This is a genomic window from Cupriavidus sp. Met-2 (assembly GCF_049843575.1).
GTDB lineage: Bacteria > Pseudomonadota > Gammaproteobacteria > Burkholderiales > Burkholderiaceae > Cupriavidus > Cupriavidus metallidurans.
The window spans coordinates 237520-252809 of the sequence record NZ_JBBHZL010000008.1; the positions used below are offsets into that span (position 1 = coordinate 237520).

Below are 15290 nucleotides of genomic sequence, written 5' to 3' on the forward strand. Positions count from 1 at the left end.
AGGGTCTCCTCAGACCGGCTGAAAAGGCCTGCGGCGACGGGAGGCGGGCAGCGGGGGCGTGCCGGATGGCGGCCGCCGACGATCGCTTGGAAGATTGCCTCCTGGATGTCCGCGGCGCCCGGTCTGTTCTCGTCTGATCCGGATCTTGTCGTGCAGGTGGTCAGTGCGTCCGGCAGCGAGATCAGCGAGATTCGCGTGGATCGAGGCGCACCAATTGCGTCAGATCGCGCCAAGGGCGGAGCCCCGGGACAATCCGGCGTGTAGTATTGACACCCGCCCAGGCCGCCACAAGCGCGGAACTACGCAACGTACCTGCGTAGTAGTGCGTAGATCGACGGTTTCATGCGGTCTTCCCGGCATCGGTGTTTACCCCCGGTTCAGATGAAACTCCGCCAAAAGATACTTTTGCTTGCCGTGGCGCCGCTGGCCGTTGCCATGCTCGGCATCGCGCTGGCCGTCCGTTTCCAGGCCACTGCGCTGGTCCGGCACGAGCGCATGCTGGTGGAGGCCGCCTACCTGCAAAGCAAGGAAACCGAGCTGCGCCACTACGTAGAGCTGGCGCAAAGCGCGATCGCACCGATGGTCAAATCCGGCCGCACGGACGAGGCCACCCGGCAGGCCGCCATGGACGCGCTGGCCCGGCTCGATTACGGCCGCGACGGCTATTTCTTCCTGTATGACCTGCAGGGGCGCAACCTGATGCACCCGCGCCAGCCCGAACTCGTGGGCCAGGACCTGTGGCTGCTGCGCGACCCCGAAGGAGCGCTGACGATCCAGAAGCTGGTGGCTGCCGCCAAGGCGGGCGGTGGCTCGGTGCGTTATCTGTGGAAAAAGCCGTCCTCGCAGCAGGTGGCGCCCAAGCTGGGCTATGTGGTGGCCGTGCCGGCCTGGAACTGGATGCTTGGCACCGGCATTTATCTTGACGACGTGGAGCAGACGCTGCGCCAGCTCGACGCGCGCGCCGAGACCGACATCCGCGAAACCATGGCCTGGATCGGCGTCATCGCCGCCATCAGTATCCTGCTGGTGGCCGCCAGCGGCCTGGCGCTCAACGTCAGCGAACACCGTGAGGCCGATGCCAAGCTGCGGCAGCTTGCCCAGCGCGTGGTGCAGTCGCAGGAAGAGGAGCGCGCGCGATTGTCCCGTGAGCTTCATGATGGCATCAGCCAGTTGCTGGTGTCGGTCAAGCTGGTGCTCGAAGCCGCGACGAACCGCATCCGCCTGGCCCCGACCGAGGGGGCGTCGGTGGCGCCGATCCTTGGCATGGCGCTGAACCGGCTCGATTCCGTATTCAATGAAGTGCGCCGTGTGGCGCGCAACCTGCGCCCCGCCCTGCTCGACGATCTTGGCCTGTACGCCGCGCTTCAGCATCTGGCGCGCGAGATGCAGGCCGGCAGCACGCTGACGATCAACGTGACGCAGACTGGCAAGCCGCGTTCGCTGGCCGACGAGCCGGCGACCGCGCTGTTCCGGATTGCGCAGGAGGCGCTGACCAATGTCGAGCGCCACGCCCATGCCACGCGCGTCGACGTGACACTCGACTTTGCCGACCGTGCCACGCGCCTGACGGTGCGGGATAACGGCACGGGGTTTGACGTGGCCCGCATGCAGGTCGATCCGAGCCGCGGCATCGGCCTGCGCAACCTGCGCGAGCGGGTAGCCGCGCTGGGCGGAAGTTTCGAAATCCTCTCCGCTCCCACCGGCACGCTGCTCACCGCTTCTCTGCCCACCGCTCCGCAGCCCTTTTCCCCCGAGACTTCGCAGTCATGACCGCACCCCACGACGCCGATCCGGCCGTCACCACCTCCTCCGCCGCACGCGTATTGCTGATCGACGATCACGCACTGGTGCGCGACGGCATGCGTATGCACCTGACGCTGCAGCCGGGGCTGGAAGTGGTCGGGGAAGCCGACGATGGCGAGGCCGCGCTGGCGTGGCTGGCGGCGGCCGAAGCCGGACGCATGCCGGACCTCGTGATCACCGACATCGGCATGCGCGGCATGGGCGGTATTGCCCTGGCGGGCGCCCTGCACGATCGCTACCCGGAACTGGCAGTGCTGATCGTGTCGATGCACGACAACCTGGAATACGTGCGCCAGGCGATCCGCGCGGGCGCGCGCGGCTACGTGCTCAAGGACGCACCAGCCGATGAGTTACTGGCTGCGATCCATGCGGTGCTGGCGGGACGTGTGTTCTACAGCGCCCGTATCGCGCGTGGCATGGCGGCGCAGGCTGTGAGTCCGCTCGACGCGCTGACACCGCGCGAACGCGACATTCTTCACGGGATCGGACGCGGACAGGCCAACAAGGACATCGCGGTGCAACTCGGAGTATCGGTGCGCACGGTGGAAACCCACCGCCTCAACCTGAAACGCAAGCTTGGCATCGAGGGCCGGGCGGAACTGGTGAAGTATGCGGTGCAGCAGCTTGGGCTGGATGTCGAGGGTGGCTGAGGGGCAGTTCACGAGAAAACGATAGCCAAAACAAAAAAACGCCGAACGGCGGCAAGCCGTTCGGCGTTTTTTCTTAACGCGGGAAGACTCAGGCCGACAGGCGCTTGGCCAGTGCGTCCTTGGTTTCCGCCAGCGCTTGCGGCAGGTTGTGCTTGAGCTGCGTGAACAGTTCGTCGTGCAGCGCCAGTTCCTTTTGCCATGCGTCACGGTCGATCGACGTGACCTGGGTGAATTGCTCGGCGGTGAAGGCCAGGCCGTTCCAGTTCAGGTCCGTGTAGCGCGGCGACGTGCCGAACACGTGCTCGGCGCCTTCGCCACGGCCTTCCACGCGGTCGATCATCCACGACAGCACGCGCATGTTCTCGCCAAAGCCCGGCCACACGAAGTTGCCGTCGGCGTCCTTGCGGAACCAGTTCACGCAGTAGATGCGCGGCAGCTTGGCACCGGCGGCTTCGAGCTTCTTGCCCAACGCCAGCCAGTGGCCGAAGTAGTCGCTCATGTTGTAGCCGCAGAACGGCAGCATCGCGAACGGATCGCGGCGGACCACGCCTTGCTGGCCGGCAGCGGCGGCGGTGGTTTCCGAACCCATCGTGGCGGCCATGTAGACGCCTTCGGTCCAGTTGCGGGCTTCGGTCACCAGCGGCACGGTGGAGCTGCGGCGGCCGCCGAAGATGAATGCATCGATGGCCACGCCAGCCGGGTTGTCCCAGTTGTCGTCGATCGACGGGCATTGCGAGGCCGGCGCGGTGAAGCGGGCGTTCGGGTGGGCAGCCTTGGCGCCGGTCGACTTGGCGATCTCGGGCGTCCAGTCCTTGCCCTGCCAGTCGATCAGGTGCGCCGGGGCTTCCTTCGTCATGCCTTCCCACCACACGTCGCCGTCGTCGGTCAGTGCCACGTTGGTGAAGATGACGTTTTCCTTGAGCGTCGCCATCGCGTTGAAGTTGGTCTTCTCGCTCGTGCCCGGGGCCACGCCGAAGTAGCCGGCTTCCGGGTTGATGGCGTACAGGCGGCCGTCCTTGCCTGGCTTGATCCAGGCGATGTCGTCACCGATCGTCGTGACCTTCCAGCCCTCGAAGCCCTTGGGCGGGATCAGCATGGCGAAGTTGGTCTTGCCGCAGGCCGACGGGAACGCGGCAGCCACGTGGTACTTCTTGCCTTCCGGCGAGGTCACGCCGAGGATCAGCATGTGCTCGGCCAGCCAGCCTTCGTCGCGGCCCATCGTCGAGGCGATCCGCAGTGCGAAGCACTTCTTGCCCAGCAGCGCATTGCCGCCGTAGCCCGAACCGAACGACCAGATTTCGCGCGTCTCGGGGAAGTGCACGATGTACTTGGTCGGATTGCACGGCCATGCCACGTCCTTCTCGCCGGCGGCCAGAGGCTTGCCCACGGTATGCACGCACGGCACGAACTCGCCGTCGGCACCCAGCACGTCGTACACGGCGCGGCCCATGCGGGTCATGATGCGCATGTTCACGGCGACGTACGGCGAATCGGACAGCTCGACGCCGATGTGGGCGATCGGCGAACCCAGCGGGCCCATCGAGAACGGCACCACGTACAGGGTGCGGCCACGCATGCAGCCGTCGAACAGGCCGTTCAGCGTCTGGCGCATTTCGGCCGGTGCGGTCCAGTTGTTGGTCGGGCCGGCGTCTTCCTGCTTCTGCGAGCAGATGAAAGTGCGGTCTTCGACACGTGCCACATCGGAGGGATCCGACAGGGCCAGGAACGAGTTCTTGCGCTTGGCCGGGTTCAGGCGGCGCATCGTGCCGGCGGCGACCATCTGCTCGCACAGGCGGTCATATTCTTCCTGCGAGCCATCGCACCAGTAGACCTGGTCGGGCTTGGTCAATGCGGCGATGTCGGCAACCCAGGCGACCAGTTTCTGGTTCTTGACCCAAGCCGGCACGTTCAGTGCCGGAGTGCCTTGCATTGTGGGGTGGTTCATACTGCGACTCCAAAGCGAAAAAGAAATCGTGCAATGTCCGAGCGGCGGTTCGCGGATGAGCGGGCCGGGAAAGTCGGGGCCGGGCCGGCTGCCTGCCTTGTTTGGCATGGCGCACTTGCCTTCTGACCGTGACATCCCGTTACAACTCGGCGGCGACCAAATTCTTTCAAATGGTCGCGAGGGGCCCTGTTGCTGCGATACAGTTGCGCTTCGCCTGCTTTTGGCGGGCGACAGGGGCCGGGCGGGCATTGTCCGGCGACGAACGGGGTGTGGGAGCGTAGCTCAACCGCACTGTGCGCGTCGCGGGAGCGGGCAAGGATACCATTGCACGGATCACCTGTTTTTTGCTGCGCAACATTGTTATCTCAGCCGAGATGCCTTTTCGCCACCGCCGCGGGTCGTCGCGGACACGGTTGGGGACGATGATGTCCGCTTTCAATGTTGTGTCAGGAAATCCAACAATACTGTCGGTTGCGCACTGATTCTGTGGCCGTGCGCACCGAGCCCGAGGTCAAAGAGTCACCAATGAAGATTGCAGTTCTCGACGATTACCAGGACGCCGTGCGCAAGCTGCCCTGCTTTGCGCTGCTCGAAGGCCATGACGTCAAGGTCTTCAACAACACCGTGAAGGGCGTGGGCCAATTGGCAGCGCGCCTCTCGGATGTCGAGGCATTGGTGCTGATTCGCGAGCGCACCCGTGTGACGCGTCAGCTACTCGAGAAGCTGCCCAAGCTCAGGATCATCAGCCAGACCGGCCGGGCGGGGAACCATGTCGACATCGAGGCCTGTACCGAGCGCGGCGTGGTCGTGCTGGAAGGCGTCGGTTCTCCCGTGGCGCCCGCCGAGCTGACCTGGGCGCTGATCATGGCGGCCCAGCGCCGCATTCCCCAGTACGTTGCCAGCCTCAAGCACGGCGCCTGGCAGCAGTCGGGCCTGAAATCGACCACGATGCCGCCGAACTTCGGCCTTGGGCAGGTCCTGCGCGGACAGACGCTCGGCATCTGGGGCTATGGCAAGATCGGCCGCCTGCTGGCGGGCTACGGCCGCGCCTTTGGCATGAACGTGCTGGTCTGGGGCCGCGAGGCTTCGCAGCAGGGCGCCCGGGAGGCTGGCCTTAACGTGGCGGAATCGGTCGAACAGCTGTTTGCCGACTCCGACGTGCTGTCGCTGCACCTGCGCCTGAACGACGAGACGCGCGGCATCGTCAAGCTGGCCGACCTGCAGCGCATGAAGCCCACATCGTTGTTTGTGAACACCAGCCGCGCCGAGCTGATCGAGGAAAACGCGCTGGTCGCCGCGCTGAATCGCGGACGTCCGGGCATGGCCGCCATCGACGTGTTCGAGTCCGAGCCGATCCTGCAGGGTCATGCCCTGCTGCGCATGGAGAACTGCATCTGCACGCCGCACCTGGGCTATGTGGAGCGCGAAAGCTACGAACTCTACTTCCGCGCGGCGTTCCAGAACATCCTTGATGTGCTGGCCGGCAAGCACGACAGCATCGCCAATCCCAAGGCACTCACCCCCACGCTTGCACGCTGACTCGAGCGCTGACTTCAGTCAAGTCACATTCTGACGTCGTGAAATGATGTTTGGAGCGCAGGGCGCGCGTGACTATTATTCCTCTTGGTCGCCTGCTTTCGGCGGGCGGTCCTGACATTGCCAGAGCAGGCAATGCTGAACCGTAAATTTCAGGAGGAGAGGGAAAAATGACTGTCCGTACACCTGTAGTTGGTTTGGCCGTAGCCGTAACACTGGCGCTCGCTGCTTTCGGGGCGAACGCTCAGCAGACACAGCAGCCCGCAGCGCAACCGGCGACGGGGTCCGCCGAGGTTCCTCCGATGCCGCCAACCTCCCAGGCCAAGGCCATGATTTCCGAGAAGTTCAAGGCCGCGGACACCAACCATGACGGCAAGCTGACCCGCGACGAGGCCAAGGCCGGCATGCCGGAGGTCTACAAGCGCTTCTCTCAAATCGATGTGAAGAAGAAGGGCTACGTCACCGAGCGTCAGATCGGTGCCTACTGGCATTCGAAGACCGCCGAGCAGATGCAGAAGGAAAATCCCATCTGGAACTGAGCGTTCGAGCGCTTCCCGGACCCGCGCCATGAGGCATGGCGCGACGTCCGGGAGGGACGCCTGACCGGCAGACGCACCGCCCCGCCAGACACCTGGAACGTGCGTCTGTTTCCCCACATTCCCTTGCTCAAACGAGCGCCCAAGTCGGTACACTCGGTGCAAAGCCGACGCGCGGCAGCATGACGCGCGCGCAGCCCCGCACACGCAAGGAGAGCGTACCGTGGCCGAAACCGATCCGCGTCCGAACCCCGCCGGCGCCGGTGGCATGAGCATTGGCCGTGTGCTGGCCGTCAATGTCGGCACCGCCCTGCCGCTCGTGGTGGCAGGCGCAGGCACGGAGGCTGTGGTGATGTCGGCCATCCGCAAACACCCGCTCAGTACATTGCATCATCCGATTGCCGTAGGCGTGCACCGCCTGGGGCTGGCCGGCGACGAGCAGGTCGACCGCAGCGTCCACGGCGGACCTGAGCAGGCCGTCTATGCCTATCCGATCGAGCACTACACCTGGTGGAACACGCGCCGGCGCGATGCCGGGGTCGAGGAATCCGAGCGTCCGCTGGCGTTCGGCGCGATGGGCGAGAATCTGACGACCCAGGGCCTGCTGGAGTCCGCGTTGTGGGTGGACGACCGCCTGCTTATTGGCGACGTCGAACTTGTGGTGAATGCGCCACGGCGGCCCTGCTACAAGTTCAATGCGGCGATGGGGTACGCCCATGCCGCGCGCGACATGCTGGAAAGCAGCTTTTCCGGCGTGTACCTGGGTGTCATCCAGCCTGGCGTGCTGCGCGCCGGCGATGCCGTGATCCTGATTCCCGGCCCGCGTGATGTGCCGCTGAATACCCTGCTGCACCGGAACGGCCGGCAAATCTCTCGCTAGATTGTTGCCAATCCCGCGTTAGTCCGGGGTGGCCGCCACGGGCTTTTCTGCTAATGTTTTAGAACTCATACAAGCGGTTCGGCCATCCCTTCCCTGTCGGCCAGACATCCATCCCCAGCGGAGCTGTAATGGGTTGTAATACAACGCACTAGCCGGAAGCGGCCAAGGCGCGGTACTAGTAGCGGTTTGCGCGGATAAAGCCGGCCCGATGAAGCCGGCGCCAAGGGGGAGTCGCGCGCCGTGCAGTATTTGAGGGTCCTCATAATGAAAACAGATGGAATCGACCAGCCGAAGGGCTTTGTCGATGGCAACTGGAGCGCGGCCGCCGGTACGGGGCGCGGCCGCACTTCGCGCTGGCCGGCCGTCGTGGCCGTGCTTGTGATCGTTGTCGCCGGCTGGTTTGGCTGGAAGCACTGGTTTGCGCCGAAGCCGGCCGCCAAGGGCCCGGCCGTGACCACGGTTGCCACGGCTATCGTCCAGCAGGGCGATGTGCCGCTGGAAGTGAACGCCAACGGCAATGTGGTGGCGATGCAGACCGTGGAGGTGCGCCCGCAGGTGTCGAGCACCGTTCGCACGGTCCATATCAAGGAAGGCCAGAGCGTCAAGCCGGGCGACCTGCTGTTCTCGCTCGATACGCGCATGGACGAGGCCAATCTGGACAAGGCGCGCGCCCAGCTCATGCGCGACCAGGCCGATCTGTCCGACGCACGCCGCACGCTGACACGTAGCCAGGAGCTGCTGCAGCGCAACTTCATCTCGCGCAGTGCCGTGGATACGGCACAGGCCAAGGTCGACGGCTTCGAAGCCACGATTCGCGCCGACCAGGCGGCCATCGAAGCGAGCCGCGTGGCCATCAGCTACGGCACGATTCGAGCGACGATCGGCGGCCGGACCGGCGTCATCAACGTCTTCCCGGGCTCGCTGGTCACGCCGACGACTGCGACGCCGATGGTCATCGTGGCGCAGATCGCGCCGATCACGGTCATGTTCACGCTGCCCGAACGGCAGCTTGCCGCCCTGCGCGAGGCACTGCGCAGCGGACCGGTATCGGTGACGGCGCTGCCTAACGACGGCAGCAAGCAGCCCGTGACCGGCAAGATCACATTCGTCGACAACACCGTCGATCCGCAGTACGGCAGCATCCGCGTCAAGGCGATGTTTGGCAACGAAGAGCACCGCCTCTGGCCGGGCACCTACGCCAACGTCAACGCCACGGTGCAGGTGCTGAAGGATGCGCTGTCCGTGCCGCCACAGGCCATCGTGGCCGGCCCCGAGGGCCGTTTCGTTTACACCGTGCAGGCCGACAACAAGGTGGCGCGCGTGCCAGTGCAGGTCATCGCCACGACGGCTGCTGCCGCGGTGATCGAAGGCGTGCAACCCGGCGCGCGCGTCGTGACCGAGGGCGCGCAGAATCTGCGTCCGGGAAGCCTGGTGCGGGAAGCTGCCGCTCGCGGCGCTTCGGCCCCGGCCGCCGCTACCAAGCATTGATGCCATGACGCTGTCCGAGCTTTGTATCCGCCGGCCCGTCATGACGGTGCTGTTGTGCCTGGCCGTCATCGTGACCGGTATCGTGCTGTATCCGACGATTCCGATTGCGGCGTTGCCCAGTTTCAATTCGCCCGTGATCCAGGTCACGGCCACGCTGCCGGGGGCGAGCCCGGAGACGATGGCGGCGTCCGTCGCCACGCAGCTCGAGAAGCAGTTCGCCACGATTCCGGGCGTCTCGGTCATCAGCTCGTCGAACACGCTCGGCAATTCGAGCATCACGATCGAGTTCAACAACGACCGCGATATCGACGCCGCCGCCGTGGACGTGCAGGCCGCGCTGTTCCGCGCGCAGCGGTCGCTGCCGATCGAGATGACGCTGCCACCGTCGTATCGCAAGGTGAACCCGGCCGATGCGCCGGTGATCCTGCTGGCGATCAATTCGCCGTCGATGAGCCTCGGGGAGCTGAACGCGTTTGGCGATAACCTGATCTCGCCGACGCTGGCCACACTGCCCGGCGTCGCGCAGGTGCAGATTTTTGGCCAGAAGCGCTTCTCAGTGCGCGTGCGCGCCCACCCCGACGCGCTGGCCGCGCGTGGCCTGACGCTTGATGAGCTGGCCACCGCGCTCAATCGCGCCAATGCGAACACGCCGGTCGGCACGCTCGACGGCACGCGCCAGACGCTGACGATCCAGGCTAACCGCCAGATGACCAACGCGGACGCGTTCCGCAACATCATCGTGGCCAGCCAGCCGAGCGGCGCCGTGGTGCGGCTGTCGGACGTGGCGGAAGTGGAAGACAGCGTCGAGACGATCAAGACCGGCAGCTGGCTCAACAACGAACGCTCGATCGTGCTGGCCGTGCAGCGCCAGCCAGATGCCAACACGGTGGCCGTGGTCGATGCGATCCGGAGCGCCCTGCCGCGCCTGCTGGCGCAGATGCCGGGCTCCGTCAACGTGAACGTGGTGAACGACCGGTCGATGTCGATCCGGGAATCGATCCACGATGTGCAGTTCACGCTGGCGCTGACCGTCGCGCTGGTGGTGATGGTGATCTTCCTGTTCCTGCGCCGCGCCGCCGCGACGCTGATTCCCACGGTATCGCTGCCGATCTCGCTGATCGGCACCGTGGCGCTGATGAAGGCGTTTGGCTACAGCCTGGATAACGTGTCGCTGCTGGCCATCACGCTGGCCGTGGGCCTGGTGGTGGACGACGCGATCGTGATGCTCGAGAACATCGTGCGTCATATCGAGGAAGGCGTGCCGCCGCTCAAGGCAGCGCTGGTGGGCTCGCGCGAAATGGGCTTCACGATCCTGTCGATTTCGATCTCGCTGGTGGCCGTGTTCATCCCGATTTTCTTTATGCCGGGTGTGATTGGCCTGCTGTTCCACGAATTCGCCGCGGTGGTGTCGCTGTCTATTCTCGTCTCGGCGCTCGTGTCGCTGACACTGATCCCGATGCTGTGCGCGCGCTTCCTGTCTGCCGAGAACGTGCCGGTGGACGAATCACAGCACATGTATGGGGAAGCGACGGGCGATCACGCCGCGGGCGCGCCCGTGCATCGCGTGGAGCAGAAGCAAACGATCGGGATGCGTTCCACGCAGTGGTTCGAAGACCTGTTCGAATGGACGCTCCGCAAGTACGCGAGCGGACTGGACTGGTGCCTGGCGCACCGCCGCGTGGTGCTTGCCGCAGCCGGCCTGACGTTCGTGCTGACCGCTGTGCTGTTCGTGAAGATCCCGAAGGGCTTCTTCCCCGAGGAAGACATCGGCCAGATCCAGGTCAACGCAGAAGGCCCGCAGGACATCTCGTTCGACGCGATGTCCGATCGCCTGCGCGACGCCGCCGAACGTATCCGCGCGAATCCGGCCGTGAAGAGCGTGGTGGCGTCGATCGGCGGTGGCCCGTCGCCAGCCATCAACACGGGCCGGATGTTCGTCGAGCTGAAGCCGCTCGGGGAGCGCCCGAAGATGCCGCAGGTGGTGGAGTCGCTGCGCAAGGATGTTGCCGGGGTGCCCGGGCTGGCGGTCTACTTCTCGCCGGTGCAGAACCTGCGTCTCGGCGGGCGTCAGAGCAAGAGCCGCTACCAGTACACGCTGCAGAGCGTGAAGCCGGGGCAGTTGCAGGAGTTCAGCGACAAGCTCATGGCCAAGATGCGCACCGAGCCGATCTTCCGTGACGTGACCAGCGATTCGCAGCAGTCGGGTCTCGAGGCGCAACTGACAATCGACCGCGACAAGGCCAATGCGCTCGGCGTGCAGATGCAGGACGTGCGCACGGCGCTGTACACCGCGTTTGGCGAGCGTCAGGTGTCGACGATCTACACGCCGATCGACAACTACTACGTGATCCTGACCGCGGCCGATATCGACCGCGCGGATGAGACGGCGTTCTCCAAGCTCTACGTGCGCAGCCGGACGGGCCAGATGGTGCCGGTGTCGGCGTTCGCCACGACCGAGCGCCGCGTGGGACCGATCGCGGTGAACCACCAGGGCCAATTGCCATCGGTCACGGTGTCGTTCAACCTCGCGCCGGGCGCCGCGCTTGGCGATGCGTCGAAGCTGATCGACCGCTATCGCGATGAGATCGCGATGCCGACATCGATATTCACGAGCTGGGGTGGTGATGCTGCGGTGTTCCAGTCGTCACAGGCCACGCAGGTGGTGCTGCTGGTGGCGGCGATCGCGGTGATCTACACGCTGCTGGGTGTGCTCTACGAGAGCTACATCCACCCGCTGACGATTCTGGCCGGCCTGCCTTCCGCGGCCGTTGGCGCGTTGCTGACGCTGTTCCTGTTCAACGTGGAGCTGTCGCTGATCGCGACGATCGGTGTGCTGATGCTGATCGGTATCGTCAAGAAGAACGCGATCATGATGATCGACTTCGCGCTGGCGGCGCAGCGTGAGCAGGGCATGGCGCCCGCGAAGGCGATTCGGCAGGCGTGCCTGCTGCGCTTCCGCCCGATCATGATGACCACGTTCGCGGCCGTGATGGGCGCCCTGCCGCTGGCACTGGGCCTGGGCGCGGGCGCGGAACTGCGCCAGCCGCTCGGCTTGGCCGTGGTGGGTGGTTTGCTGTTCTCGCAAGTGATCACGCTGTTCATCACGCCGGTGATCTACCTCGCGCTCGATCGCTACTCTGGTACCGGCCCGTTGCAGATCGATTCGGAAGGCAATCCGCTGGACGAGCAGCAGCCGGCAACGGTGGCGCACTGATCGCCAAACCATCGGCTCGTGTCGCGTCAAGCTCCCATCCCAATGGCCCGGCGCAAGTGCCGGGCAACCGGAGAGACCACAGCGATGAACCGATTCGTAGCCTGTATCGCAATGGCAGCCCTGACCGCCGGATGCGCGTCGACAGGACCTTCGGCAGATGCCTTGAGCCAGCGCTTCCCGAACCAGACCTACGTATTGCTCGGAGAGGTGCACGACAACGCGGCGGGCCAACGGCAGCGGCTGCAGGCGCTGACGCAGGCCGTCGAGGCGGGCTGGCGGCCCGCGATCGCGATGGAGCAATTCGACCGCGAACGGCAGGGCGATATCGACCGTGCGCGTCGCGAGCGTCCGGGCGATGCGGACTATGTCATCGCGCAGGCGACGGGCCCAAAGAGTGGCTGGAACTGGGCGCTCTACCAACCGGTGGTATCACTTGCATTGCAATACGACCTGCCGTTGCTTGCCGCGAACCTGTCGCGTGCCGATGCCGCGAAGATCGTGCGCGGCGGGCTCGGGCAGGTTTTCGCGCCCCAACAGCAGGCCGAGTTGAAACTGGACAAGCCCTTGCCTGCCGACCTCGTCGCCTTGCAGACGGCGACACTCGATGCCGGGCACTGCGGTAATTTCCCGAAGGCGATGCTGCCAGGGATGCTCGACGCGCAGGCTGCCCGCGATGCTGTGATGGCGCAGATCATGAAGGCACATGGCGACCGGGGCGTGGTGCTGATCGCGGGTAACGGCCACGTGCGGCGCGACATCGGTGTGCCCCGCTGGCTCGATCGTGCCGATCGAGATGACGTGCGCGTGCTCAGCGTCGGTTATGCGGAGTCCGAGGTCAACGACAAGGCATTCGATGTGCTTGTGCGTGTCCCTGCCGTGGATCGTCCCGACCCATGTACCGATGCGGTGATGAAGAAGTAGCAATGAGTCGGCGTGCGCGGCCCATCAGGCCGTCGGCATCACCAGTGGCAAGCTGAGTTCCGCGCGCACGCCGCGTCCCTGGACGCCTTCGCGCAAGACCACGGTGCCGCCGCAGCGCATCGCCATCTCGCGCGAGATGGCAAGTCCGAGGCCCGACCCTGTTTCCGTGTGGCCGACCCGGCGATAGAAGCGCGCGAACACCTTCTCGCGTTCGGCCTCGGGAATGCCGGGGCCGTCATCCTCGACGACGAGCATGGCGCTGTCGTCGACCTGTGTGGCGGAGAGCGTGATGCGGCTGCGGCGTCCCGAGTACTGGATGGCGTTGTGGACAAGATTGGCGAATGCCTCGCGCAACAGCGCGGGATCGGCCTGCACTGGCAGTTCCAGTCCGGCCGGTCGTTCCCAGCCGAAATCCTGCTGGCGTCCGCGAGCGAGTGGCAGGTAGTCCAGTGCCACCTGCTCCGCCACGCCGATTGCGTCGATGATTTCCACTTCCGTGGCCGGGGCGGTGCCGTCCGGCGCGTGCTGTCTGACGCGCGCCAGTGCCAGCAACTGGTTGGTCATCCGCGCGGCCTGCTCCAGTTGCTTGACGATGCCGCCAACGGCTTCGGCGGCGCCTGAATGCGCCGCGCCTTCACCGCCGAACGTGTCGAGCTGCCGCTGCGCGAACTCGGCCTGTGTCTTCAGGATGGCCAGTGGCGTGCGGAGCTGATGGGCGGCATCGGCGATGAACTGGGCCTGGGCCTGGGCCATCGCGTCGGAGCGCGACACGTGCAGGTTCACCGCGTCGACCAGCGGGCGCACCTCGACCGGCACATGGTCGAATTCGAGCGGGGTCAGATCCTCGGGCGAGCGCGCGCGCACATCGTCGCGTACCTGTTGCAGCGGGCGGAGCACGTAGGTAATGCCGCCGACCAGGATCAGCGCCGAGACGATGATCAGCGCGATGTCGCGCAGCAGTGCACTGCGCCAGACGTTGCCGATCAGCGCCGCGCGCGGCTCGGCGGTCTCCGCCACCTGGATGATCACGCGCATGTGCGCGTCGGGGCGATAGACCGGGCGGGCCATCGCCGCGATGCGGACCCGGTCGCCGCGATAGGTGGCGTCGTAGAAGCGCGGTTGGCCGTTCCGCAGCGCTCCCGCCGGCAGCGGCAGGTCGTCATAACCGGTGACAGTCTCGATCTGGCCCGCCCGCTCCATCGACACGCGGTAGAACACGTGTGTCTGCGCCGCGGTCTCGAACATCTCCATGGCTGCGTCGGGCAGCGATAGCTGGATGCTTTCGCCGGCCATCCCGATGGCGTTGTCGATGGTCAGCACGGAGCCGTACAGCGAGCGGTCGTATGCCGTGTTGGCGGCATCGCGCAGGGTGCCGTAGGTGAACCACGTATCGACCGCCATCATGAGCGCCAGCGCCGGCACCAGCAGGATCAGCAACTGGCGCCGCAGGCTGCCGCGCAACCAGGACCGCACAGGCAGGCGCGCGCGCTGGCGCAGGCGGCGAGGCCACATCAGGTGGCGGTCTCTGGTTCGAGCAGGTAGCCGAAGCCGCGTAGCGTGACGATGGTTACGCCGTGGCCGGACAGCTTCTTGCGCAGGCGATAGACCAGCACCTCGATGGCGTCCGGGCTCACGTCCGCGTCGAGCGAGAACACCTTGTCGAGCAATTGGGCTTTCGTCAGCGGTTGGCCGCTTCGGGCCAGCAGCGCGCCGAGCAGCGTCGATTCGCGCGGGGTCAGGGACAGCGGCGCGCCAGCCAGTGTGAAGCTGCGCGCTTCGCCGTCGAATACCAGCGTGCCGCATTGCAGGCGCGGATGCGCCCGGCCACGGCTGCGCCGGATCAGCGCCAGGATACGGGCCTCGAGTTCCGCGATGGCGAATGGTTTGGGCAGGTAGTCGTCGGCCCCGAGATTGAGACCGCGCACGCGTTCATCCAGGGTGTCCTGTGCGGTGAGGATCAGCACGGGCGTGCGGTCGTCGCGGCCGCGCATGGCCTTCAGCACGGCCAGGCCGTCCTTGCCGGGAAGGCGCAGGTCCAGCACGACGGCATCGTATTCCTCGGCCATGAGGCGGGCCTCGGCCTTCAGGCCGTCGGTGACATGCTCGATCACGAAGCCGCCCTGCTCAAGTGCGCGTGTGACCCAGCGGGCCAGTTCCACTTCATCTTCCACCAGCAGGATGCGCATGGGACCCTCCTCTGCCCGCTCTTGATCTGTCTCCGGGGGCTGCCCCCGAGGGCGCCTATGATACCGCCTCGGCGGCGGGTGTCGGGGGCGCCGCTCGCACCCTATAATGGCGGCGCTCCTTCCCGTGTACA

At 65.7% G+C, this 15290-nt stretch carries 11 protein-coding genes; 8 read left to right on the plus strand and 3 right to left on the minus strand.

Annotation, left to right across the window (positions count from 1 at the left end):
* Positions 1 to 381: 381 nt before the first annotated feature.
* Both WD006_RS18600 and WD006_RS18605 read left to right on the plus strand, forming a co-directional pair.
* Positions 382 to 1770 (plus strand): cache domain-containing protein, encoded by a 1389-nt coding sequence (locus WD006_RS18600; protein ID WP_029306830.1) that lies wholly within the window; start codon positions 382 to 384, stop codon positions 1768 to 1770.
* Complete coding sequence (locus tag WD006_RS18605; RefSeq protein ID WP_029306829.1) at positions 1767 to 2453, plus strand: response regulator; 687 nt, start codon at positions 1767 to 1769, stop codon at positions 2451 to 2453. The genes WD006_RS18600 and WD006_RS18605 overlap by 4 nt, the downstream gene beginning before the upstream one ends.
* Positions 2454 to 2541: 88 nt before the next feature.
* Here WD006_RS18605 and WD006_RS18610 read toward each other — a convergent pair whose 3' ends face one another.
* Positions 2542 to 4398 carry a phosphoenolpyruvate carboxykinase (GTP) gene (locus WD006_RS18610; protein ID WP_011517991.1) on the minus strand — a complete coding sequence of 619 codons (1857 nt, stop codon included), beginning with the start codon at positions 4396 to 4398 and terminating at the stop codon, positions 2542 to 2544.
* Positions 4399 to 4923: 525 nt separating this feature from the next.
* On the opposite strand from WD006_RS18610, the gene WD006_RS18615 reads away from it, so the two are divergent.
* The 6 genes from WD006_RS18615 to WD006_RS18640 all read left to right on the plus strand — a co-directional run bounded on the left by WD006_RS18615 (position 4924) and on the right by WD006_RS18640 (position 12973).
* On the plus strand, positions 4924 to 5937 hold the full coding sequence (locus WD006_RS18615; protein WP_008642764.1) for a D-2-hydroxyacid dehydrogenase family protein: 1014 nt from the start codon (positions 4924 to 4926) through the stop codon (positions 5935 to 5937).
* A 167-nt stretch (positions 5938 to 6104) separates the two neighbouring features.
* Positions 6105 to 6473 carry a hypothetical protein gene (locus WD006_RS18620; protein ID WP_011517993.1) on the plus strand — a complete coding sequence of 123 codons (369 nt, stop codon included), beginning with the start codon at positions 6105 to 6107 and terminating at the stop codon, positions 6471 to 6473.
* Positions 6474 to 6693: 220 nt separating this feature from the next.
* Positions 6694 to 7350: an MOSC domain-containing protein gene (locus tag WD006_RS18625; protein ID WP_011517994.1), complete on the plus strand. Its 657-nt coding sequence runs from the start codon at positions 6694 to 6696 to the stop codon at positions 7348 to 7350.
* A 264-nt stretch (positions 7351 to 7614) separates the two neighbouring features.
* The gene (locus WD006_RS18630) at positions 7615 to 8838 is read left to right on the plus strand and encodes an efflux RND transporter periplasmic adaptor subunit (protein WP_011517995.1); all 1224 of its coding nucleotides are present in this window, start codon (positions 7615 to 7617) and stop codon (positions 8836 to 8838) included.
* Positions 8839 to 8842: 4 nt separating this feature from the next.
* Positions 8843 to 12052, plus strand: coding sequence for an efflux RND transporter permease subunit (locus tag WD006_RS18635; protein WP_029306828.1), 3210 nt, complete (start codon positions 8843 to 8845; stop codon positions 12050 to 12052).
* 84 nt (positions 12053 to 12136) lie between these two features.
* Positions 12137 to 12973, plus strand: a complete 837-nt coding sequence (locus WD006_RS18640; protein WP_011517997.1) for a ChaN family lipoprotein — start codon at positions 12137 to 12139, stop codon at positions 12971 to 12973.
* Between the two features lie 24 nt (positions 12974 to 12997).
* Here the strand turns inward: WD006_RS18640 and WD006_RS18645 are convergent, their stop codons facing one another.
* Positions 12998 to 14485, minus strand: coding sequence for a sensor histidine kinase (locus WD006_RS18645; protein ID WP_011517998.1), 1488 nt, complete (start codon positions 14483 to 14485; stop codon positions 12998 to 13000).
* The gene (locus WD006_RS18650) at positions 14485 to 15159 is read right to left on the minus strand and encodes a response regulator (protein ID WP_011517999.1); all 675 of its coding nucleotides are present in this window, start codon (positions 15157 to 15159) and stop codon (positions 14485 to 14487) included. The genes WD006_RS18645 and WD006_RS18650 overlap by 1 nt, the downstream gene beginning before the upstream one ends.
* Positions 15160 to 15290 lie beyond the last annotated feature (131 nt).

Coding starts and splice junctions, on each gene's coding strand:
- WD006_RS18600 (WP_029306830.1), top strand. CDS start 382: ATGAAACTCCGCCAAAAGATACTTTTGCTTGCCGTGGCGCCGCTGGCC.
- WD006_RS18605 (WP_029306829.1), top strand. CDS start 1,767: ATGACCGCACCCCACGACGCCGATCCGGCCGTCACCACCTCCTCCGCC.
- WD006_RS18610 (WP_011517991.1), bottom strand. CDS start 4,398: ATGAACCACCCCACAATGCAAGGCACTCCGGCACTGAACGTGCCGGCT.
- WD006_RS18615 (WP_008642764.1), top strand. CDS start 4,924: ATGAAGATTGCAGTTCTCGACGATTACCAGGACGCCGTGCGCAAGCTG.
- WD006_RS18620 (WP_011517993.1), top strand. CDS start 6,105: ATGACTGTCCGTACACCTGTAGTTGGTTTGGCCGTAGCCGTAACACTG.
- WD006_RS18630 (WP_011517995.1), top strand. CDS start 7,615: ATGAAAACAGATGGAATCGACCAGCCGAAGGGCTTTGTCGATGGCAAC.
- WD006_RS18635 (WP_029306828.1), top strand. CDS start 8,843: ATGACGCTGTCCGAGCTTTGTATCCGCCGGCCCGTCATGACGGTGCTG.
- WD006_RS18640 (WP_011517997.1), top strand. CDS start 12,137: ATGAACCGATTCGTAGCCTGTATCGCAATGGCAGCCCTGACCGCCGGA.
- WD006_RS18645 (WP_011517998.1), bottom strand. CDS start 14,485: ATGTGGCCTCGCCGCCTGCGCCAGCGCGCGCGCCTGCCTGTGCGGTCC.
- WD006_RS18650 (WP_011517999.1), bottom strand. CDS start 15,159: ATGCGCATCCTGCTGGTGGAAGATGAAGTGGAACTGGCCCGCTGGGTC.